The organism is Micromonospora coriariae (assembly GCF_900091455.1).
Taxonomy (GTDB): domain Bacteria; phylum Actinomycetota; class Actinomycetes; order Mycobacteriales; family Micromonosporaceae; genus Micromonospora; species Micromonospora coriariae.
The window spans coordinates 5,202,170-5,223,813 of record NZ_LT607412.1 but is presented as its reverse complement, the minus strand read 5'-3'; the positions used below and the strand labels follow the sequence as shown (position 1 = coordinate 5,223,813).

The following is a 21,644-nucleotide window of genomic DNA, read 5'->3' as shown; positions in this document are numbered from 1 at the left end:
AATACAGTTCGGGGGTGTGGGACTTCGACGGCGGTGACCAACGCAAACCGCCCAGCAGGTGAAGCCCGGCACTTTTATCAGGTCAGCGCCGATCGTCGGCGAACGCCGCACGCGGGTGATCCGCTTTGGCCGAGGCGAGCGCGGCACCCGGCACGCAGATGTACGGCACGAAGTCGGCCCAGCCGCTTGCGGAACACCCGTTCACGCCCCTCGGCGAACAGTTTCCTCGCCACGTCGAGATTGCCCAGACCCAGCTCACAGGACGCGAGGCGCGGATCGCTCCGAGAATGACGCGCGCCTCCGGGGCTGCACCGGCCCCTGCGCGAGTCCTGTCGAGCTGCCCCACGTATGGAGCGCAGCGCAGCTCAGCCGCGGCGGAGTGGCGATGTCTCATATCTGGGGCAGCTCTACAGGGCCCGGCCAGGACCCTGACCACCGCACGCACGCTCGGCGTCTCCCGCACCGCCGGTACCGGATCTGCGACCAGGGGATCACCATCACCGGGTCGATGGTCGTCCTGCACAGCTTCGACGGCGAGTGTCCTACCGGGGATGGCGACGTTGGCGATTCACGCCCGTAGGCCCCGGTCGGTGTTGTTCGATGTCATCCAACCGTTCCCGACGTTCTGCGAGGCGATCCTCCTGGCACTGCGCGACCTCGACGCCCAGCCTCCTCGTCGGGTCCACGGCTGTCAGCGCTTCGGGCCGGCCGGCCGGTGAGCGAGCTGGAACGAAGGAGGGAAACGCATGGAGGAACGCGCCATGGTGTCGTTGACGGTCGTCGACAGCCGCACGGAGGCGGACCTTATCGTCGGCCTGCTGCTCAGTTACGGCCTGCGAGCCGTCGTGGCGGCGGACGACGTCGGCGGACAGGAGCCGCACCTGCAACGGCAGGGGGTCCACGTGCGGGTCGCCCGCGCCGACGAAGCCGACGCCCGTCAACTCCTGGCCGCTGCCGAGCAGGACGGAACCGACGGGTTGCCGAGTGGCATTTGATCGAGGCCGAAACCGGTCGACGTAACATGCGCGAAGTGACGACAGGGGCAGCCGGAGAAGTCATTCATCCATTCCACCTCGCCGTTCCGCACAGCGATCTGGATGATCTGCGAGAACGTCTCGACCGCACCCGCTGGCCCGACGAACTGCCAGGTGTGGGGTGGGCGTACGGCGTCCCGCGCGACTACCTCAAGGAGCTCGTGCGGTACTGGCGCCAGGAGTACGACTGGCGGGTCGCAGAGGCCAGGCTGAACCAGTGGCCGCAGTTCACCACCACGATCGACGGTGCGAACATTCACTTCGCCCACCTCCGGTCGCCCGAACCGGGCGCGACCCCGCTGCCCATGACGCACGGCTGGCCCGGCTCGATCGTCGAGTTCGCCGAGGTCGTCGGCCCGCTCACGGACCCGCGTGCGCACGGCGGCGACCCGGCCGACGCGTTCCACCTGGTGCTCCCGAGCATCCCCGGGTTCACGTTGTCCGGGCCGACCACCGAGACAGGTTGGGAGTTCAAGCGGGTGGCCGCGGCGTTCGTCGTGCTGATGCGACGTCTCGGCTACGAACGGTACGGGGTGCAGGGCGGCGACTGGGGAGCGATCATCTCCCGGGAGATCGGCCGCACCCGATCCGACCGGGTCATCGGCGTGCACCTCAACCTGCTGCCCAACTCGTTCCAGCCGCAGGAACCCGAGCCGCACGAGTTGGAGGCGCTGAGCCCGCCGGAGCGCGAGCGCACCCTGGCCTCCTGGGAACGCCTCAGGTCCTGGAGCCGCGAGCGTCAGGGGTACGCCGACATCCAGTCCACGCGGCCACAGACCCTGGCGTACGGCTTGACCGACTCGCCGGTGGGCCAACTGGCCTGGATCGTCGAGAAGTTCAAGGAGTGGACGGACTCCGAGGATCGCCCGGAAGACGCCGTCGACCGCGACCAGATGCTCACCAACGTGATGCTCTACTGGCTGACCGGCACGGCCGGCTCGTCCGCCCGCATCTACTACGAACGGGCGCACGCCGACTACCAGGGCATGCCACCCGAACTGTCGACCGCACCGACCGCGCTGGCCGTCTTTCCACGGGACAACTTCATTCCGCTGCGACACATCGCGGATCGCACGAACCGCATCGTGCAATGGACGGAGTACGACCGGGGTGGGCACTTCGCCGCGATGGAACAACCAGAGCTTCTGGTCGACGACATCAGGGGCTTCTTCCGGAAACTTTGCGAGGCCGCCCGCACCTGACACTGAATCGACGGACGAGCCCCGGCCGATCACTGGTGGATCGACCGGGGCTCGTCGTGTGGAGCCGGGTCAGTCGAGGTCGAACCGGTCGAGTTCCATGACCTTCGTCCACGCCGCGACGAAGTCAGTCACGAACTTGTCGCGCGCGTCCTCGCTGCCGTAGACCTCCGAGAGGGCCCGCAGCTGCGAGTTGGAGCCGAAGATGAGGTCGACCGCGGTCGCGGTCCACTTCACCTTGTCGGTGGCCAGGTCCCGGATCTCGTACACGTGCTCGTCGGACTCCGACGCCTTCCACCGGGTGCCCGGGGAGAGCAGGTTGGCGAAGAAGTCGTTGGTGAGCACGCCGGGCCGGTCGGTGAGCACACCGTGCTGCGCGCCGCCGACGTTGGCCCCGAGGGAGCGCAGACCGCCGACGAGCACGGTCATCTCGGGCGCGGACAGGCTGAGCATGTACGCACGGTCGAGGAGCAGCACCTCCGGCTGGGTCTTCTCACCGGGACGCAGGTAGTTGCGGAACCCGTCGGCACGCGGCTCGAGGACCCGGAAGGACTCGACGTCGGTCAGCTCCTGCGTGGCGTCGGTGCGGCCCGGGTGGAACGGCACGGTCACCTCGACGCCGGCGTCACGCGCCGCCTTCTCGACTGCGGCCGAGCCGGCCAGCACGATCAGATCCGCGAGCGAGATCTTCGCGCCGCCGGCCTCGTTGAACTCCCGCTGGATGCCCTCGAGGGTCTCCAGCACCGTCGCGAGCTGCTCGGGCTGGTTGACCTCCCAGCTGCGCTGCGGCTCGAGACGGATCCGCGCGCCGTTGGCGCCACCGCGCTTGTCGGTGGACCGGAAGCTGGCGGCGGATGCCCAGGCGGTGGAGACCAACTGGGCGGTCGTGAGGCCGGACTCCAGGACCTTCGCCTTGAGAGCCGCGATGTCGGCGTCACCCACGAGCTCGTGGTCGACGGCCGGCACCGGGTCCTGCCACAGCTGAGGCTCCGCCACCCACGGCCCGAGGAAGCGGTCGATCGGACCCATGTCGCGGTGCAGCAGCTTGTACCAGGCCTTGGCGAAGGCCAGCGCGAACTCGTCGGGGTTCTCCAGGAAGCGGCGCGAAACCTTCTCGTACGCCGGATCGAAACGCAGGGCCAGGTCGGTCGTGAGCATCGTGGGCTTGTACTTCTTGGACGCGTCGAACGGGTCCGGGATGATCTCCGGGGCGTCCTTGGCGACCCACTGCTTGGCACCGGCGGGGCTCGTGGTGAGCTCCCACTCGAAGCCGAAGAGGATCTCGAAGAAGCGGTTGCTCCACTGCGTCGGCACGTCGGTCCACGTCACCTCAAGGCCGCTGGTGATCGTGTCCCGGCCCTTGCCGCTGCCGTGGCTGCTCAGCCAGCCCAGTCCCTGCGCCTCCAGCGGGGCGCCCTCTGGTTCCGGGCCCACGTGGTTGTCGGCGGGGGCCGCGCCGTGGGTCTTGCCGAAGGTGTGGCCGCCGGCGATGAGGGCGACCGTCTCCTCGTCGTTCATGGCCATCCGGGCGAAGGTCTCCCGGATGAAGTACGCGGCCGCCTTCGGGTCCGCGTTGCCGTTCGGGCCCTCCGGGTTGACGTAGATGAGGCCCATCTCGGTCGAGCCGACCTCGGGCGACATCTCGGCCTCGCCCACGTAGCGCTCGTCGCCCAGCCAGGTGTCCTCGGGGCCCCAGAAGATCTCCTCGGGCTCCCAGACGTCCTCGCGGCCGAAGCCGAAGCCGAAGGTCTTGAAGCCCATCGACTCCAGGGAGACGTTGCCGGCGAGCACGATCAGGTCGGCCCAGGAGATCTTCTGGCCGTACTTCTGCTTGACCGGCCACAGCAGCCGGCGGGCCTTGTCCAGGTTGGCGTTGTCCGGCCAGCTGTTGAGCGGGGCGAAACGCTGCCCGCCGTCGCCGGCGCCGCCGCGACCGTCATGGATGCGGTAGGTGCCGGCGGAGTGCCAGCTCATCCGGATCATCAGACCGCCGTAGTGGCCGAAGTCCGCCGGCCACCAGTCCTGTGAGGTGGTGAGGACGTTGATGATGTCCCGCTTGAGGGCCTCGACGTCGAGCTTGGCGAACTCCTTGGCGTAGCTGAAGTTCTCGCCCAGCGGGTTGCCCTTGGACGAGTGGGCGTGCAGCACCGAGAGGTCGAGCTGGTTGGGCCACCAGTCCCGGTTGGTGCGCGGACGACCTCCGGTCTTCGGGGTCGGCGAGTCGATCGCCGGGTTCTCGCTCTCGCTGCCGTGCGCGGTCACGGAGTCGTGCGCGACCGGGCAGCCGGCCGCCTCCTTCTTGTCCACGCCCTGGGCGCTGGAGGGAGCGTTGTCCTGGGTGTCGCTCATGTACTTCCTTCCGAACTGACGGATCACTGGGCGGTGCGTTCGGTCGCGCAGTCGGGGCAGGTGCCCCAGTAGACGACCTCCGCCTCCTCGACCACGAACCCGTGGTCGTCCGAGGCGGTGAGACAGGGAGCCTGGCCGACAGCGCAGTCGACGTCGGCGATCGCACAGCAGGAGCGGCACACGATGTGGTGGTGGTTGTCCGCCACCCGCGCTTCGTAGCGGGCTGTGGCACCGGCGGGCTGGATGCGCCGCACCAGACCGGCGTCGGTGAGCGCGCGCAGAACGTCGTAGACCGCCTGGTGGGAGACCGCGGGGAGATCGGTCCGTACCAGCCGGATCACCGTGTCGGTGTCGACGTGCGGATGGTCGCGCAGCACGGCGAGCACCGCCAACCGGGGCCGGGTCACGCGCAACGAGACCGCCCGCAACTGAGCCTCGAAATCGGACGCCACGTGCCGAACATAGTCCACTATTCTGGAGTAGTTCAAGTTTGGCTCAGCCTCGACCCGTTAGAAGGAGTTCACCGAAAGGGCGAAACCCTGCGATATCAGACACGCTACCGCGCACCCATCGATGGCGTACCAGCAGGCGCAAGAGTGGCGAAGCCGTGGGTCAGCCGGCGGGATCGACGAGGACACCCGGGTTGAGGATCCAGGACGGGTCGAGGGCCTTCTTGGTGGCGCGCAGCGCGAGCGCGATCGGGTCCGGACGCTGCCGGTCGTACCACGGTCGGTGGTCGCGGCCGACGGCGTGGTGGTGGGTGATGGTGCCGCCGGCGGCGAGCAGCGCGTCGGAGACGGCACGCTTGATCTGGTCCCACTGGGCGATCGTGGCGTCCCAGCGACCGGTGGCGTACACGCCGAAGTAGGGGGCGGGGCCGTCCGGGTAGACATGCGTGAAGCGGCACGTCACCACACCGGTCGCGGCGACGGCCCGGAGCGCTTCGCCGGCCGCGTCGAGCACGGCGGCGCGCAAGGCGGGGAACCGGTCCCAGGTGCAGGCGGTCTCGAACGTCTCCACGATCATCGACCGGGCGGCGAGCGCGTCGCGCTGGTACGGCATTCGCAGGAAGGCCGAGCGCCAGGCGTCGGCGGCGGTCCGCCGCCGTGGGCCGGACGAGCCGTCGCCGCGGGACGGCTCCGCGAGGGCTCCCCCGTGGTCGCGGCACAGCTCGACGGCGCGGTCCAACGATGGTGTGACCGGGTGGTCGGCGGACTCGAAGCCCAGGACGAGCACGCCTCCGGTGGTGGCGACACCGGCGTTGAGGAGCGCCTCCGCCGGGTCGAGCAGGCGGCAGTTGCTCGGGTACAGACCGGACTGGGCGATGGCCCGGGTGGCGGCGACCGCCCCGTCGTGGTCGGTGAAGTGCACCGAGGCGCCAGACCGCCAGCGGGGCCGGTCCTGCAGCCGCATCCACGCCTCGGTGATGACGCCGAGCACGCCCTCCGAGCCGAGGAACAGCCGATCCGGGGACGGCCCGGCGCCGGAGCCGGGCAGCCGGCGCGACTGGCTGACGCCCGCCGGGGTGACCACCCGCATCGACTCCACCAGGTCGTCGATGTGGGTGAGGACGGTGGCGTAGTGACCACCGGCCCGGGTGGCCAACCAGCCGCCCAGGGTGGAGAACTCGAACGACTGCGGGAAGTGCCGCAGGGTGAGGTCGTACCGCCGGAGCTGGTCCTCCAACGCCGGGCCGAACACGCCGGCCTGGATGCGCGCCGCCCGGCTGGTCGGATCCACCTCCAGCACCCGGTCGAGGCGCCCGAGGTCGAGACTGACCGCCGCGGGATACGCGTCGTCGAGCCGCGGCTCCACACCGCCGACCACTGACGACCCGCCGCCGTACGGGATCACCGCGATGTCCCGGCCGGCGCACCAGTCGAGCACGTCGACGACGTCCTGCTCGGTCACCGGCCGGACCACCAGGTCCGGCGGGTCGTGGACCTCCCCGCGCAGGTTGCGGACGACGTCCCGGAACGCCTTGCCGTGGGTGTGCGCCGCCCGGTCGGCCAGGTCCGTCGAGCACAGTCGAGCCAGTGACGCCGGCGGATCAATCCGTGGCGCGCGCAGGCCGAGATCGGCCACCGGCGGGGCACCGTGCTCGGTCAGGTCGGCGTCGGGCAGCAGGGCGCGCACCCGATCCGTCAACGCCGTGGCCTCCGCGCCGGTCACCGCGTCCTCGACGTGCCCCCAGCCCCACCACGAACGATGTCTCCCGGCCATGCGGCCTCCCCGTCGTCCGCCGTCGCCAGACGGACTCGCCGGTAACGTACTCGACGGCCGGCACCACGTCGATGCCGTCGTCCGAGCCGTGAGCTTCTCGGCCACGGGCCGGCGACGAGCGCGACGGCGACCTGGGCGACTCCGGCGGCGACGAGAGTCGGGCCCGCGCCGACGACGCCGATGACCGCGCCCCCGGCGAGCAGACCGATGGACACCGCGCCGTCGTGTACGAGGCTCTCCGCCGCGAAGGCCGCTCGCCGGTCGGCGCCATCGGTACGCGTGCTGATGATCCGGTTGAGGGCGCCGATGCCGAGCGGCATGCAGAAGCCACCGACGGCGGCCACGCACGCCAGCAGGACGACAGACGACGCCACGGCGGGCAGGGCCGTGAACGTCACGCCGAGGACGGCCCATCCGATCGCCATCGTCGCGAGCGCCGGCATTCGCGGAACGAGCACCGGCGCCAGCAGCGCACCGGTGAGCGAGCCCAGGCCGTATCCGGTCATGCCGGCCGCGATGAGTACCCCGGGCCGCCCGGTCTCGGCGCCGAGGATCGCGAGACCGAGGGTGAACGCGAACCATACGAGCCCGCCGACTCCCGACATCGTCACGGCACGACGGATGTCCCCGTGCCGCGCCAGCACGTGCCGCAGGGCCGGAGCACCGGCCGAACGGGCTGGCGGGGCGACCGCCGCGGTGGTGCGAACGGTGAGCAGCAGGAGCGCCCCCGCACCGACGCCGGCGGCCTCCGCCCAGAGCAGGGGCAGCGGCCCGCCGACGGCCACCGCCCACCCGGCCACCGGTGGCGCCAGGATCATCGTGCTGCGGTGCAGGAGATCCTGCCAGGTCAACAGCTTCGCCGCGACGGTGGACCCGAGGCTGTCGCCGATGTCCGAGAGCACCGCTCGTTGCCCCGGGCCACTCAGAGCGGTGGCACATCCGGTGACCAGCCCGGCGGCGGCGAGGTGAACCGCACTGACCGTTCCGACGGCCGCACCGGTCGGAACGACGAGCAAACCGACCACCTGGACCGCGAGCACCCAGGCGAGGGCTCTGCCCGTGGTCAGTCGCTGACGCAGGCGCCTGGCCCACCAGGGCGAGGCGAGCATGGGCAGGCCCACCGCCCCACCGACCAGCCCGGTGGACCAGGCGGATCCGGTCTCGGCGAGCGCGACGAGCGGAAGCGCGACGGCCGTCGTACGTTGACCCATCCAGCTCACGAAGGTGGTTGTCAGCATGGCGGCGATCTCGCGTCTGGCATTCACGCGGTAATCGTCGGGTGGGGCAGAAAGCGCTGGTAGTTGGCGGATCGACAGCGCAGCTCATAGCCTGGAGATATGAGCTCATTCCCCTCCGTCGAGGATCTGCGGCTGGTCGAGGCCGTGGCGCGGCACGGCTCCCTCGGAGCCGCCGGACGGGAGCTGCTCATCAGCCAGCCGGCCGCGAGCAACCGTCTGGCGGCGCTCGAGCGGCGGGTCGGTGAACGGCTCTTCGACCGGGACACGACCGGGGCGCGGCCGACGCCGGCCGGTCGTGCGCTGTGCGCCGAGGCGACCCACGTGCTTGATCATCTGGGACGCGTCTTCGACCGGACGCGCGCCGCCGCACGGGCGCGAACGTTCAACATCGGCACCTTCAGCAGCCTCGCGCCGTTGCTCTTTCCGGCGCTCGACGTGCTGATGGGCGACTCGACCGTCAACCAGGTGACGGACCATGGCGACAGGCTCGTGGAGTGGGTCGGCGAAGGGTCGCTGGACGCCGCGTTCGTCGCCGTCGCCAACCAGATGCGTCTGCCCACGACCGTGAGCGCCGTACCGGTTGCGAGTGACCGACTGGCCGTCCTGACACCACCGGCGGCATCCCTGCGACAGGGCCGGCGGCCGTTCGCCGATCTCGACGTCGCCATCTACACCTACGACATGTCCGCGGACACGCTGCACCAACGACTCTCCGGCCTCGGCGCCCGGCCCCGCACGGCGGCCACCGCGGAGACGGCCGTACGAATGGCACGACTACTGGGATGCCCGGCGGTCCTGCCCCGCGGGCTCGGGCTCGCCTACGCCCAGGAGGGGGACCGGCTGTCCGCCGCGCCCGTACCCGGCCACCTCACGCTCTTCATGGTGAGCCGGCGCCCCACTCCGGACGCTTTCGCGGCGGTGGTGAACCGGCTCCCTGGTCGCCTCGGGCTGCAGCGCCCGGCGGCGGGACGAACCGAATGATCCGGCCGCCGGTACGCCCCGTTACTTCAGGTCACCGTCGTTCCGCGCGGTCGCGCCGAGGCGATCCCGGATCAGCGCGATCACGGTGTCGGCGGTCCGCTCGAGGTGACTGCGGCCATCGGGTAGCTGGGCCTCCGGGCTGATGTAGCTGCGCGGGCCCACGTGGGTGGCCGGGTCGAGGCGGTGCACCGTGATCTTCCCTGCGCGGTCGGCCCGGTTCCACCCGCTCCGGCGGAACAGCCGCCACCGCTGCGGGAACATCCAGGTGCCGACCCGCTCGATCCGGTCGCCGGCACTCGTGAGCTGGTCCAGGTGCTGGGCGTGGCGGATGTCGTTGGCGCCGTTGTGGAACCCACCCAGAGTGATCAGCCAGAGCGGGCAGCGCAGCTGGGACCACAGTTCGTCCACGGCGCCCGTGGCGACCTGGGCGCCGCCGCTGTAACTGAGCAGCACCAGGGGGATGCCGTTGTCACGCCGATAGCCGGCGAGCCGGAGTTGAGTGGCGATCTGCGAGCCGACGGCGCGGTTGTACAGGGGACGGTACCGGCGGTCGGCGGCGACGAAGGTCTGCATCACGTTGTGCAGGAACAGCACCAGACCGATGCGGCGGCGCAGCCATATCCACACCGGCCGGTTGGCGAGCGGCAGAGCCAGCGGCGAGTAGGGCTGCACCTGGCCCAGCACCCTGAGCTCGGGCGCTCCGGCGATCAGGGCCTTGACCAGTCGACCGCCGTCGCGGGTGTCGTGGAAACGGCGTTTCCCGATGCCGTCCAGATAGACCAGGTACGCGGCCGGAGGGCGGTCCGGGTCCGCGCCTCGGGCGGGCGGCATGCCCTCGGGGCGCGCGGCGGTGGGGCTCCGCCAGCCCGCGGCGTAGACCACCACCTCGTAGCGGGCGAGCAGAGCTTCGGCGAGCAGGACCGGCCCGATCCCGCCGAGCAGCAGCAGGAGCGCGAGTTCGATCACGGAAACCGCTCCGGGGCTCTTGTCGTGTTGAGCCGCACGACCAGGCGGCGGATGCCCTCGACGGCGACGCCGAGCCCGACTCCCGCGACGGCTACGCAGCCGGCAGATTCCCACCAACCGAGCCCGGCCACCGTCGCGAGGGCAGTGGCGAGGCCGGTCCCCACCCCCACCATGAGCAGCAGGTGCAGCAGCGGCCCGAGCAGCGGAAACGCGAGGACCGCGGCAAGCAGCAGCGGAGCGGCCAGGCCCGGTGTCCAGGCCAGCGCGGCCCGGTCGGACGATGCGGCGGGCAGCACCAGCTCGGCGAGGGTCCACGCGGACAGTGGCCAGAGCGCGAAGACCGCGCCGTCGACCACGGCGCCGCCCAGCACCATCACGAGCACCCTGGTGTGCGACACGCCGCGCAGGCGTGCCACCACCGGCAGGAGGCGCCCGACGGCCTCGGACAGCCCGGCGAACAGCAGCATGACGGCGACGACAGCGGACATCGTCAGCCCTGCGGTGGCAGGTCGGCTGAGACCGGCTGAGTGAACGAGTCGCTCTGCTGCATATAACGCTCGAGTTCGTCGGCGGCACGCGGGTAGCCGCCTGCCTCTCGCTGGGCGGCCTGCAGGGTGTTCGCGGCGGCCCGGAATCGGGGCTCGTCGAGCAGGCGTTGGGCGCGGGCGTGCAGGACCTCCGCCGTGACGTCCTCGGTGCGGATCGCGAGGCCGGCATCGAGCGCGACGATGCGGGACGCCACCAACGACTGGTCGGCGCCCTGCGGGACCACCAGCATCGGGACGCCCGCGTACAGGGCCTCGTTGACGCTGTTCACCCCGCCGTGGGTGATGAACAGTGCGGCCCGGGACAGGACCTCCAGCTGCGGTACCGAGCGGTGGGCGATCACGTTGGCCGGCAGCTGACCGAGCGTGGCGGGATCGGTGGGTCCGGTGGAGACGATCACGGTGCCGCCCAGCGGGGCGAGCGCGTTGGCAAAGGTGCGCAGCAGCTGCGGGTCGGCGCCGAACACCGTGCCCAGCGAGGCGTAGAGCACCGGGTCCCGCAGCCGGTCGAACGGGAACGACGAGTCGGCTGTGCGGGCGCCGATGCTCGGTCCGACGAACCGGTAGGACTGGTCGAAGCTGTCGGCACCGGGGTGGAACGCCCGCGAGGTGTAGACCAGGTTGAGCGGCTGGCGGATGTTCGCCAGGTCGATCAGGGGCACCGCGCCGGTGTCGTACCGGCGGCGCAGCTCCCAGCGCGACCGCAGGTACCTTCCGGTGGGGCGGGGCTTGACCGCCGCCGCGGCGAGCAGCTCCCAGGAGCCGCGGGTGGGGCTGGGCACGTGCCTGTTGAACGCGAACGTGGTGAACGACGAGGCTGCCGGCACGTCGAGTTCCCGGGCGGCCACCGGCCCCCACGGGCAGAGGGAGTCGTGCACGACCAGATCCGGTCGGGCACCACGCAGGTCGGTGAGGACGGCGGGCAGCACGCGTACTGCGGTGCGCGCAAGCTGCTCCATCACCGTGACGGGCGTCGGCGGGCCGGAGAGCGGTATGTCATCCCCGGAGTAGGGAAACACTCGCGCGCCGGTGGTCGCGATCTCCTCCGCGTAGGCGGGCGGCGTGTGGTAGCTGACGGAGTGGCCACGACGAACAAGTTCGGTCACGATCGGCAGCGTCGGGTTGATGTGCCCGTGCATGCCGATGTTGAGGAACGCGATTGCGCTCATTGGCCGAACCCGGACAGGGACGACGTCAGTGCCCGGCAACACGTAACCATCATGATCCACCTTTCCCGGTAACAGCGTAGACGCTGCCAGATGGCCCAGTGACGCGGACAAAGTTCTCGCCGGGGTTCGCGCGCGCTCCCCACGCCGGGCCCGCAACGACTGTTTTCCTGTGAGGAAAGCCACGACTGCTTTCCTTGCGGGAAACCAGTCCGACGGCCAAGGATGGGTTCCATGAACCCGCAAGATGCCCAGTTCTCGCTCGACGACATCCGGCGCCTGCAGGACCGGACACAGGAGCAGATCGTCCGCCAGCCCTTCGCCCGTTCCTCCGTCCCGCTCGCAGCACTGGGACTCTTTGCCGGGTTGGCGTCCGTTGATCTCCAGAACCCTTGGCGCACCGCCGCCGTGCTGTTGGGGTTCGGACTCTTCGCCGGAGTAGGGATCGTGCACGAACACCGGGCGCTCGTGCAGCGCAAACCCACCGGCCTGGAGTGGCTGTTCTGGGTGGGCCTGTCGGCCGGGCTCATGCTGCTGTTCGGCGTCTTCCGAATCGTCGCCTGGGCGTGGTTGGCCCTGCCGTCGCAGGGACTGCTGTCGCAGGGCACGCTCGCCGCCGCCGCCACGGCTGCGACCTATGTCGTGATCACGCCGTTGGTCCGCCGGATCTTCAGGGCGATCGTGCTGCGCGCGGGACGCGCCTGATGGACCCCCGCTTCGACGAGTTTCTGCACGTCCCGGCACGGCTGTCGATCCTCGCCCTGCTGGCACCGGCCGCCTGGGTCGATTTCGGCTTCCTGCGGGACACGATCGGGACCAGCGATTCGGCGCTGTCCAAGCACATCTCCGCGCTGGCCGAGGCCGGATATGTCACCGTTCGCAAAGATCAGCAACGCCGGGCACGGCGGACCTTCGTCCAGCTCACTCCGCACGGACGGCACGCGTTCCAGCGCCACGCGGCCGCGCTGGAGCAGATCGTCGCCGCCGCCCGCGCGCCAACGGCGCCGGACAGCCCGGCTGGTGAGCCAGCACCGGCCCCCTGACGTGCGTTTCAGTAGCCGAACGGGTACGTGCGACGGCGCGTACAGCGGGAAGGTCACCTGGGTGAATGACCCCGGAGATCTGGCGCGAAGCGCGCTCCAACGAATCCACAAGGCTGCCGTGCGACATCGGGATCTTGAGCTGCACCACGCGGCCGACGACATCGTCCGAGCCGCCCTGGCGAGAGGCCTCGATCCGGGGCCTGTCGAGTCGTACCGCCCCTGCCCCGTGTGCGGTGCCGAACCGGGACAGTTGTGCATTAACGTGCCAGGTCACCCGGTGGCCCAGACCGACGTGCACCCGGAGCGCACGCAGATGGCGGCACCGTAGGAATCCAACCCGCTCCAGCAGGGCGGCGACAACTGTGCGCAACCGCTTGCCGGCCCACCGGACGCCGCTCGACCATGTGCGCATGCGGCCAGGACGTCGTGTCATTCTCGGGGTCGATGTGGGCGCCTCAGCCGTGCGGGCGGCCGCGTTCGCGCTGGACGGCACCGCGCGGCACGTCGCGAGGCGGGAGTACCCGCTCCTTCAGCCGGTGCCCGGCTGGCAGGTACAGGATCCGGACGTGCTCGTGGCGGCCACCCTGGAGGCGACGTCCGCGTGTGTCGCCGACACCGCCGGGGCGGAGGTGGTCGCCCTCGCGATGAGCTCCGCCATGTACGGCCTGATCGGGCTGGGCGCGGCGATGACGCCGGTGACGCCGCTGCTGACCCGGGCCGATTCGCGGTCGTCGGAGGCGGCCTGTGACCTGCGGATCTCCGGGCAGGGCCGGGAACTGCACCGGTTGACGGGCACGCCGGTGCACCCGATGAGCCCCCTGTGCAAGCTCATGTGGTTCGCCCGCCATGAGCCGTACCTCTGCACCGCGACCCGGTGGTGGATCGGCCTCAAGGACTACCTGCTCTACCGGCTCACCGGCAAGCTGGTGACCGAGCTGTCCTCGGCCTCCGGAACGGGGATGTTCGACGTGCACCGTCGGGCGTGGAGCCGCCCGGTGCTCGACCTCGTCGGTGTGTCGGAGAGCCAGCTGCCACCGGTCCTGCCCACGACGGCGTCGTTGCGGCTCTCGGCCACGGCCGGACGGGCGGTCGGCCTGCCGTCCGGTACGCCCGTCGTCGTGGGTGCGGGCGACGGCCCGTCGCGTAACCTCGGCGCGGCGGCGATCGACAGCAACGTCGGCAACCTGTCGCTCGGGGCCACCGGCGCCCTGCGCACGGTCGTCGCGGCTCCGCTCGTCGATGCGACGGAGACCCTCGTCTGCGACGCGCTGACCGAGGACGCGTGGGTTGTCGGCGGAGCGGTCCGCAACGGCGGCAACGTCGTACGTTGGGCGGGACGCGCCCTCGCGCCGGATCTCGACCATGCCGCGCCGACGCTGCTGGATCTCGCCGAGCGGATTCCCCCGGGAAGCGACGGCCTCGTGATGCTCCCCTACCTGCTCGCCGACCCGGCAGGAGGATCCGAACCGCCGGGGGCGTATCTGGGGCTGCGGAGCGAGCACTCCCGTGGCCACCTGGTGCGGGCCGCAGTGGAGGGCGTCTGCCTGCAATTCGGCGTCGTGCTCGACCGCGTGGCCGAGCTGACCCCGATCAGCACTGTCCGGCTGACCGGTGACGCCTTCCGCTCTCCGCTGTGGCGTGCGGTGATGGCCGCCGTCCTGGATCGTCCGGTCCAGGTGGCGGGTGCGGGCGATGACGCCACCCTCGGGGCGGCCGCGCTCGGGCTCTTCGCGATCGGCCTCGCGCCCGATCTCAAGGGGGCCGTCACCCAGCTCGACCCCGGCCGTGCCCGCGCCGAGCCGATCGCGGTCGACCCGGCTCTCGCCGCGGCCTATCGCGGCCTGCGCGCGAAGCTGCCCGCGCTCGTCAGCGCCGCGGGCCGGGTGGGTGAGATCCTCGACGAGGTGATGGCCGGCCGACCCGTGGGGCTCAATGCTCCGGCTCCTCCTTGACCTGGGCCACGAGCTGGGTCGGGTTGACGTACCGCAGCGCGACGACGAGAAGCACGAGCATCATCGAGGTGTAGATGACGGCCATCGCGTCGACCGACTGCTGTGCCCTGATGCCGGACGCGGACATCGAGTAGTACAGCGCGACCACGAGGGTCTGCGAGTCGGGCCCCGCGGTCAGGAAGGTGAGCTCGAACATGCCCACCGTCCGGACCAGAACGAGGATCGCGGAGGCGAGGATGCCCGGCACGAGCAGCGGCGTGAGGACCCGGAGGAAGACCGTCCGCAGGCCCGCGCCGCACATGCGCGCGGCACTCTCGATCCGCGGATCGATCTGCTCGATGAAGGGCGTCATGGTCAGGATGACGAAGGGAACCGACGGTACGAGGTTGGCGAGCACGACCCCGGACATGTTCCCGGCCAGGCCGAACTTGTAGAGGACGGTCGCCAGCGGGATGCCGTACGTGATCGGGGGCATCAGGATGGGCAGCAGGAACACGAGGAAGATCAGCCGCTTGCCGGGGAACGAACGCCGCGCGAGGACATAGGCCGCCGGCACGCCGATCAGCAGCGAGAGGCCCACGACGAGCACGGAGACCTCGAGCGTCACGACGATGACCTGCATGAGCGCGAACTCGTCCCAGGCCCGGCCATACCAGCTTGTGGTGTAGCCGTCCGGGAGCCAGGTGTCGAACCATCGCTGGCCGAACGAGCTGACCAGCACGGACGCCACGACGCCCAGCAGGTTGAGGAAGAAGAAGATGACGACGCCCCACACGATCCAGGCGGCCGGCCGCGCGGCGACGCGCCGCCGCCGGTCGGTGCTGGCGGGCGGCCGCGCTGGTGGCGCCTGGGTGATCGTTGCCATCAGCCCTTGCCTCCGGTGGAGCCGGTGTAGAAGCGGTTGCGCGCCGCCAGGACCAACGCGATGATGACCAGCTCGACGAACCCCATGATCATTGCGATCGCCGAGGCGTACGGGTAGTCGTACTGCTCGTACGCCGCCTGGTACGCCGCGAGGGAGATGACCCGCGTCTCACCCGCCGGATTGCCGACCAGGACGGCCGACGGGAACACGCTGAACGCCAGCACGAACGTCAGGCAGAAGGTCGTGGCCAGGCCGGGCATCAGCAGCGGCAGCGTGATCCGGGTGAACCGACGACGCCAGTCCGCCCCCAGGGTCGCGGCCGCCCGTTCCAGGGTCGGGTCGATGCCGGAGAGGTACGAGAGCACCAGCAGGAACGCGAACGGAAAACCGGTGATCACCAGCGAGAAGAACACGCCCCAGTAGTTGTGGATCAGCCGCACCGGCTCGTCGACGAGGTTCGTGGCGAGCAGGATGCGGTTGAACCAACCGGTCGGGCCGAGGAAGTTCAGCAGCCCCTGGGCGGTGAGCACCGTGCCGAGCGTGATCGGCACGACCAGCAGTGTGGTGACCAGCCGCTTGCCCCGGAACCGGCCGCGCATCCGGTAGGCGATCGGCACGGCGGCGAGGACGTTCAGGAGTGCGGCGGGCAGCGCGATCCGCAGCGTGATCCAGATCGTGCCCCGCTCGTACGCGTCGGAGAAGAACCGGGCGTAGTCGCTGAACGGCCCGCCATTGGTCGGCTGGAACGAGAGCGTCAGTCCGTAGAAGAACGGATAGAGGAACAGGGCGATGACGAAGATCAGGGCCGGGACCAGCAACCAGAGTTGGCGATCGACGCCCCGCTCCGCGAGACGGTGCTGCCAGTGCGCCAGCGGCCTGCCGGGCCCGGCGCCGCTCACCGCGCGGCCTCTGCGACGTGTGGGAGGTGGTCGGGCCGGAGTTCGCCGCCCTGCGCGGCGTCGGCGAGATAGACGAGGAGCCGCTGCGGGTCGATGGCGACCTCGACCTGGTCGCCCGGTGCGATCCGCTGCTCGGTACGCAGGTGCAGCAGCTGACCCGACTCGGTACGGGCCTCGGCCGCCAACTCGCGGCCCTGGTACTCCACCACCTCGATGGTCGCCGACATGGAGTTGCCGGTCTCGCCGGGCCCGTCGACGCGGATGTCCTCCGGGCGTACCGCGACCACCGCGTCCACCCCGGCCCGGAGGTCGCCCATGGCCTCCCCGAGCAGGCGATGACCGGACGACTCGACAGTGACCCGGGCACCGTCCAGCTGCTCCACCCGTGCCCGCCACAGGTTGCGGTAGCCCATGAAGTCGGCGACGTGCCAGTTCGCCGGCCGGGTGTGCATCTCGCGTGGCGACCCGATCTGCTGCACCCGCCCCTCCCGCAGCACCACCAGCCGGTCGGCCAGGGAGAGCGCCTCCTCCTGGTCGTGCGTGACGTAGACGGTGGTGAGCCCCAGCGACTGGTGCAGTCGGCGGATCTCGGTGCGCATCTCCAGGCGCAGCTTGGCGTCGAGGTTGCTCAACGGCTCGTCCATCAGCACGAGGGACGGCTCGAACACGACGGCCCGGGCGATGGCGACACGCTGCTGCTGGCCACCCGAGAGTTGGCCCGGCAGTTTGTCGACGTGGGCCTCGAGCCGCACCAGCCGCACCGCCTCCTCGGTACGCCGGCGAATCTCCTCCTTCGGTAGCCGCCGCATGCGCAGCCCGAAGGCGATGTTCGCGCGGACCGTCAGGTGGGGAAAGAGGGCGTAGCTCTGGAACACCATGCCGAAGCCACGGCGCTCCGGTGGCAGCGTGTCGATCCGACGCTCGTCCTGCCAGATGCTCCCCCGGGTCAACGGCAGGAGCCCGGCCAGGCAGTTCAGGGCCGTCGACTTGCCGCAGCCGGACGGGCCGAGCAGGGCGATGAACTCGCCCGCCTCGATCGTCAGGTCCAGCTCGGTCAGCGCGTCCTGGCCGCCGAACCGGCGGGACACGCCGTCCAACCGCAGCTGGGAGAACGCGCTCATCCCTGCTTGACCTTCCCGCCGCCGATCTCGCGGTCCCAGCGGTTGAACGCCGCCACGAGGCTCTTCGCGTCGAGCGGGACCTCGGTCGGGTTGCCGGCGATCAGCGCGTCGTACTCCGGGCGGCCGAACTCCCGGATCGCGTCCTGGCTCTTCTGCGGCGCCGACGAGAGCTGGACGTCCTTCACCGCCGGCCCCGGGTAGAAGTAGCCCTCGTCGTACGCCTTCGCCTGCTGCTCAGGGGTGAGCATGAACGCGAGCAGGGCCAGCACCGCGGCCTGCGTGTCGGTCGACACGCCCTTGGGCATGACGGCGTAGTGCGCGTCGGTGACCCAGTGGAAACCGTCGATCGTGGCGATCCTGGCCTCCTTGGGCACCGTACCCAGCACGCGGGGGTTGATGTCCCAGCCGGTCGTGCTGACGATCAGGTGGGCGGTGCCGTTGGCGAGGTTCTTCATCGTCTCGGTGGTGCCGGACGGGTAGTAGTCGACGTACTGGCCCAACTCCTTCAGAAAGGCCCACGTCTTGTCCCACCCCGCCGCGGGATCCTTCGGGTTCGTGTCGCCCAGGATGTAGGGCAGGCCCATCAGGAACGTCCGGCCCGGGCCGGAGTTGGCCGGCCGGGCGTACTGGAACCTCCGGGGGTTCGCCTTGGCCCAGGCGAGCAGGGCATCCGCGCTCGTCGGCGGCGCGGAGAGCCGGGACGGCAGGTATTCGAGCAGCGGGCCGGACGGATAGTAGGTGACCGCGACGCCGGCGTTGCCGGCGAGCTGCTGCATCGCGGCGGCCGGTTCCAGGTAGTTCCGCATGCCGCCGAGGCGGTCCTGGAACTTCGGCAGCACGTCCGTCCAGAGCCCCTGCTCGACGCCGGCGGCCAGGCCGTCGACGCCGGTCAGCACGAGACCGATGTCCACCCGATCGGCTCCCTGCTGGGCCTTGATCTTGCCGGCCAGCTCGGGCGCCGGCGCCTTCGAATAGGTCACCCGGGAGATCACGTTCGGGTTCTTGGAGACGAACTCGTCGATCATCGCCTGCGTCAGCTGCAGGTTGCCGGCGACGTCGAGAACGTTGAGTGTCACGGCCCGGGCGGGCCGCTCCGGTACCTCGCCCGTGGTGTCGCCCGAGGATTTGCCGGGACCCTCCGGCGCCCCACACCCGACCGCGCCCACGAAGAGCGACGATGCCGTGACCATGAGGGCGCCGCGCCGCGTCATACCCATGAGTCGTTCCCTTCATCGACTACCCGGGCCGGCCAGGTAGGTCCACGCTCTGCTCAGCTGGGTCGCCTCGGTGAGGCCGCCCTACATGCGCCATCTGTGGAGCATTGAGACAGCCGGCGGGGCCGAACGGCAACGGGTTGCCATGTATTGCCTCGCGCGAATGCGCACCGGGGAACCGACTGTTGCGGGGGCATTGCCGAGTACTCACCGGCGTCATAGCATGATCATGGCGCGAAGCCCGGGGGGAGCATCAAGATGCCCGACCACACCAGGCCGCCAGACAAGAGGGCCACGATCTACGACGTCGCGGCCGAAGCCAATGTCTCACCGTCCACGGTGTCCCGCGCCTTCTCCAAGCCGAGCCGCGTCAATTCCGAGACCGCCGAACGGGTCCGGCAGGTCGCCGAGCGGCTCGGCTACCGGACCAACCCGCTGGCACGCGCCCTCACCACGTCCCGCACGCACATGATCGCGCTCGTCATCCCCGACATCACCAACCCGGTCTACGCCGAGATCGTCCGCGGGGCGCAGGAGGCGTCGATCGGCGGCGAATACACGACCGTGCTGATCGACGCCCAGGAGTCCGACCGCCTGGAACGGGCGGTGATCGAACGGACGATGTCGACCGTCGACGGGTTCCTGCTGGCCAGCAGCCGGATGTCCGACTCGGCCATCCGGATGTTCGCCAAGCAGCGGCCGGTGGTGGTCCTCAACCGCGCCATCGCCGACGTGCCCTGCGTCGTGACGGACAACCCGCGCGGGGTTCGGCGGGCGGCCGAGCACCTCGGCGAGTTGGGGCACGACCACATCACCTACGTCGCGGGGCCGGAGGCGTCCTGGGCGAACGGTATCCGCTGGCGGTCGCTGCTCGAAGCGGGTATGGAGCTCGAGATCAAGGTACGCAAGATCGGCCCGTTCAGCCCAACCATGGAGGGTGGCGAGCGGGCCGCCGAGGAGCTGTGCGCAGATCCGCCGACGGCTGTCCTCGCCTTCAACGACCAGATGGCGATCGGCCTCATCCGCGGCCTCGGCTGGATGGGCGTCAATGTTCCCGGCGACGTCAGCGTCGTGGGGTTCGACAACATCCTCGCCGCCGACATCGTCACGCCCGGCCTGACCACGGTCGCGGCCCCGTTCTACGCGGAGGGCTCGGCCGCCACCCGGCACCTGCTCACGATGATCGAGGGAGCGCCCGGGCACACCGGCAGGCCAATGGTCCTGCCGGTACGCCTCGTGGTCCGCCGCTCGACGGCCGAGCGTAACCCGAGCCCGGGGCGGACCCGAACGCCATGGCTACGCCGGCGGCCCGCACCCGACCCGGCACCCCACCTGTCGTAGATGGCGTAACGCCCGGGCAGCCGTGACACCCCGTCGCCGGGACCCTTCTCGCCCGACTGCGATCCGGAAAGTCTCCGGAAGTTCCGACGCCGGCAGCTCGGTTTCCGGTTCCTCGACCGAGGGGCCTAGGTGATCAGCTCACGCCGCACTCGATCAGTTGGTGCTACTGGGCAGGATGAATGCCCACCGACGGAAAACCTTTCACCAAGTTCAGGCTTCCACGATGTTTCTGAAAATTGTTGACAAGTTGACGGCAGGGTCAATACGGTCGCCATCGACGGGGTTCGATCACCGTCAATGCCACCCACAGCGACCCACTCCCCCGGTCGTCGTGCATGACGACCAGCCCACCACCACGCGGTACGACGCCGATGTCCGCCCGGCCGTCGCCTGGCCGCCGGTTCGTGCCGCACTGCTGGCCTCCCGCCAGCCGTCCCGAGGAGGAAGCACGCAATGGACGACATGAACCACACACCCACCAGACCGAGAGGGCGCGGCCGCATGCGGTTGCTCCTCGGCGCCGCGTGCGCCGTGGTGGTGGCCGTCAGCAGTACGGTGCTGGCCACCAACGCGTACGCCGAGGCCGATCGGACCGTCAGCTCGAACACCACCGGAACGCACAACGGGTTCTTCTTCTCGTTCTGGAAGGACAGTGGCAACGCCAGCATGACGCTGCGCGCGGACGGCCGATACTCCAGCCAGTGGGGCAGCGGCACCAACAACTGGGTCGGCGGCAAGGGTTGGGCCACCGGTAGCCGTCGGACGATCAGCTATTCGGGCAGCTACAGCCCGAACGGCAACAGCTACCTCGCCCTGTACGGATGGACGCGGAACCCGCTGATCGAGTACTACGTCGTGGAGAACTTCGGCACCTACAACCCGAGCACCGGCGCCACCCGGGTCGGCTCCGTCACCACCGACGGCGGCACCTACGACCTGTACCGCACCCAGCGGGTCAACCAGCCATCCATCGACGGCACCGCCACGTTCTACCAGTACTGGAGCGTCCGTCAGCAGAAGCGCACCGGTGGCACCATCACCACCGCCAACCACTTCGACGCGTGGGCGCGCGCCGGCTTGAACCTCGGCACCAACCACAGCTACCAGATCATGGCCACCGAGGGCTACCAGAGCAGCGGGAGTTCCGACATCACCGTCCGGGAAGGCGGTGGCGGCAACCCAACCTCCGGGCCCACCACCGGCAACCCGGGAGGCGGCAACTGCACCGCGACGCTCTCCGCCGGACAGCAGTGGGGCGATCGGTTCAACCTCAACGTCGCGGTCAGCGGCACCAACAACTGGGTCGTCAGCCTCGGCCTGGGCGGCGGCCAGAGCCTGCAGAACAGCTGGAACGCCGCCGTCAGCGGCACGAGCGGAACCGTCACCGCCAGACCGAACGGCAATGGCAACAACTTCGGAGTAACGATCATGGCCAACGGCAACTGGACCTGGCCGACGGTCACCTGCCGAACCGGCTGACCCTGACCAACTCCGGACACCGCACCCGT

General features: G+C 70.2%; 21 protein-coding genes. 10 read left to right on the top strand and 11 right to left on the bottom strand.

The annotated features are described in order from the left end of the window. The first annotated feature begins 590 nt into the window (after positions 1-590). From GA0070607_RS33865 to GA0070607_RS24310, 3 genes are all read left to right on the top strand, one after another. Positions 591-719, top strand: a complete 129-nt coding sequence (locus GA0070607_RS33865; protein ID WP_269458396.1) for a hypothetical protein — start codon at positions 591-593, stop codon at positions 717-719. 27 nt (positions 720-746) lie between these two features. After that, positions 747-995 carry a hypothetical protein gene (locus tag GA0070607_RS24315; protein ID WP_089020243.1) on the top strand — a complete coding sequence of 83 codons (249 nt, stop codon included), beginning with the start codon at positions 747-749 and terminating at the stop codon, positions 993-995. A 62-nt stretch (positions 996-1,057) separates the two neighbouring features. Further along, positions 1,058-2,236, top strand: a complete 1,179-nt coding sequence (locus GA0070607_RS24310; protein ID WP_197701316.1) for an epoxide hydrolase family protein — start codon at positions 1,058-1,060, stop codon at positions 2,234-2,236. A 69-nt stretch (positions 2,237-2,305) separates the two neighbouring features. On the opposite strand, the gene katG is transcribed toward GA0070607_RS24310, so the two are convergent. The 4 genes from katG to GA0070607_RS24290 form a co-directional block, all read right to left on the bottom strand. Continuing rightward, a complete protein-coding gene (gene katG, locus GA0070607_RS24305; RefSeq protein WP_089020241.1) occupies positions 2,306-4,582 on the bottom strand; it encodes a catalase/peroxidase HPI in 2,277 nt (758 codons plus the stop codon). Between the two features lie 23 nt (positions 4,583-4,605). Next, entirely contained in the window at positions 4,606-5,034 is a 429-nt protein-coding gene (locus tag GA0070607_RS24300) for a Fur family transcriptional regulator (RefSeq protein ID WP_089020240.1), read from the bottom strand. A 160-nt stretch (positions 5,035-5,194) separates the two neighbouring features. Further along, entirely contained in the window at positions 5,195-6,805 is a 1,611-nt protein-coding gene (locus GA0070607_RS24295; RefSeq protein WP_089020239.1) for an FAD-binding oxidoreductase, read from the bottom strand. Continuing rightward, entirely contained in the window at positions 6,751-8,070 is a 1,320-nt protein-coding gene (locus GA0070607_RS24290) for an MFS transporter (protein ID WP_197701150.1), read from the bottom strand. Before GA0070607_RS24290 ends, GA0070607_RS24295 begins: the two co-directional genes overlap by 55 nt. Before the next feature lie 72 nt (positions 8,071-8,142). Between GA0070607_RS24290 and GA0070607_RS24285 the strand changes: the two genes are divergently transcribed. Then, a complete protein-coding gene (locus GA0070607_RS24285) occupies positions 8,143-9,024 on the top strand; it encodes a LysR family transcriptional regulator (protein ID WP_089020238.1) in 882 nt (293 codons plus the stop codon). Positions 9,025-9,045: 21 nt separating this feature from the next. Here the strand turns inward: GA0070607_RS24285 and GA0070607_RS24280 are convergent, their stop codons facing one another. Genes GA0070607_RS24280 through GA0070607_RS24270 form a run of 3 tightly spaced genes read right to left on the bottom strand, consistent with a single transcriptional unit; the run spans position 9,046 to position 11,704 of the window. Continuing rightward, entirely contained in the window at positions 9,046-9,990 is a 945-nt protein-coding gene (locus GA0070607_RS24280) for a hypothetical protein (protein ID WP_172899097.1), read from the bottom strand. Next, positions 9,987-10,478, bottom strand: a complete 492-nt coding sequence (locus tag GA0070607_RS24275) for a hypothetical protein (protein WP_089020237.1) — start codon at positions 10,476-10,478, stop codon at positions 9,987-9,989. The genes GA0070607_RS24280 and GA0070607_RS24275 overlap by 4 nt, the downstream gene beginning before the upstream one ends. 2 nt (positions 10,479-10,480) lie before the next feature. Then, positions 10,481-11,704: a macrolide family glycosyltransferase gene (locus GA0070607_RS24270; RefSeq protein WP_089020236.1), complete on the bottom strand. Its 1,224-nt coding sequence runs from the start codon at positions 11,702-11,704 to the stop codon at positions 10,481-10,483. A gap of 231 nt (positions 11,705-11,935) precedes the next feature. Here GA0070607_RS24270 and GA0070607_RS24265 point away from each other — a divergent pair, with 231 nt between their 5' ends. From GA0070607_RS24265 to GA0070607_RS24255, 4 genes are all read left to right on the top strand, one after another. After that, complete coding sequence (locus GA0070607_RS24265; protein ID WP_089020235.1) at positions 11,936-12,406, top strand: hypothetical protein; 471 nt, start codon at positions 11,936-11,938, stop codon at positions 12,404-12,406. Next, on the top strand, positions 12,406-12,744 hold the full coding sequence (locus tag GA0070607_RS24260; RefSeq protein WP_089020234.1) for a winged helix-turn-helix domain-containing protein: 339 nt from the start codon (positions 12,406-12,408) through the stop codon (positions 12,742-12,744). The genes GA0070607_RS24265 and GA0070607_RS24260 overlap by 1 nt, the downstream gene beginning before the upstream one ends. Next, positions 12,722-13,072: a zinc finger domain-containing protein gene (locus tag GA0070607_RS34285; RefSeq protein WP_456299221.1), complete on the top strand. Its 351-nt coding sequence runs from the start codon at positions 12,722-12,724 to the stop codon at positions 13,070-13,072. Before GA0070607_RS24260 ends, GA0070607_RS34285 begins: the two co-directional genes overlap by 23 nt. A gap of 82 nt (positions 13,073-13,154) precedes the next feature. Then, complete coding sequence (locus tag GA0070607_RS24255) at positions 13,155-14,696, top strand: gluconokinase (RefSeq protein WP_089022070.1); 1,542 nt, start codon at positions 13,155-13,157, stop codon at positions 14,694-14,696. Here GA0070607_RS24255 and GA0070607_RS24250 read toward each other — a convergent pair. The 4 genes from GA0070607_RS24250 to GA0070607_RS24235 are packed head-to-tail and all read right to left on the bottom strand — an operon-like array spanning position 14,674 to position 18,798. Continuing rightward, a complete protein-coding gene (locus GA0070607_RS24250) occupies positions 14,674-15,561 on the bottom strand; it encodes an ABC transporter permease (protein WP_089020233.1) in 888 nt (295 codons plus the stop codon). The genes GA0070607_RS24255 and GA0070607_RS24250 overlap by 23 nt on opposite strands. Then, entirely contained in the window at positions 15,561-16,460 is a 900-nt protein-coding gene (locus tag GA0070607_RS24245; RefSeq protein ID WP_089020232.1) for an ABC transporter permease, read from the bottom strand. Before GA0070607_RS24245 ends, GA0070607_RS24250 begins: the two co-directional genes overlap by 1 nt. Then, positions 16,457-17,581, bottom strand: coding sequence for an ABC transporter ATP-binding protein (locus GA0070607_RS24240; protein WP_089020231.1), 1,125 nt, complete (start codon positions 17,579-17,581; stop codon positions 16,457-16,459). The genes GA0070607_RS24245 and GA0070607_RS24240 overlap by 4 nt, the downstream gene beginning before the upstream one ends. Further along, positions 17,578-18,798 (bottom strand): ABC transporter substrate-binding protein, encoded by a 1,221-nt coding sequence (locus GA0070607_RS24235; RefSeq protein ID WP_089020230.1) that lies wholly within the window; start codon positions 18,796-18,798, stop codon positions 17,578-17,580. Before GA0070607_RS24235 ends, GA0070607_RS24240 begins: the two co-directional genes overlap by 4 nt. Positions 18,799-19,053: 255 nt before the next feature. Between GA0070607_RS24235 and GA0070607_RS24230 the strand changes: the two genes are divergently transcribed. After that, the gene (locus GA0070607_RS24230; RefSeq protein WP_089020229.1) at positions 19,054-20,136 is read left to right on the top strand and encodes a LacI family DNA-binding transcriptional regulator; all 1,083 of its coding nucleotides are present in this window, start codon (positions 19,054-19,056) and stop codon (positions 20,134-20,136) included. A 501-nt stretch (positions 20,137-20,637) separates the two neighbouring features. After that, positions 20,638-21,615, top strand: coding sequence for a glycoside hydrolase family 11 protein (locus GA0070607_RS24225; protein WP_172899096.1), 978 nt, complete (start codon positions 20,638-20,640; stop codon positions 21,613-21,615). Positions 21,616-21,644: the final 29 nt, after the last annotated feature.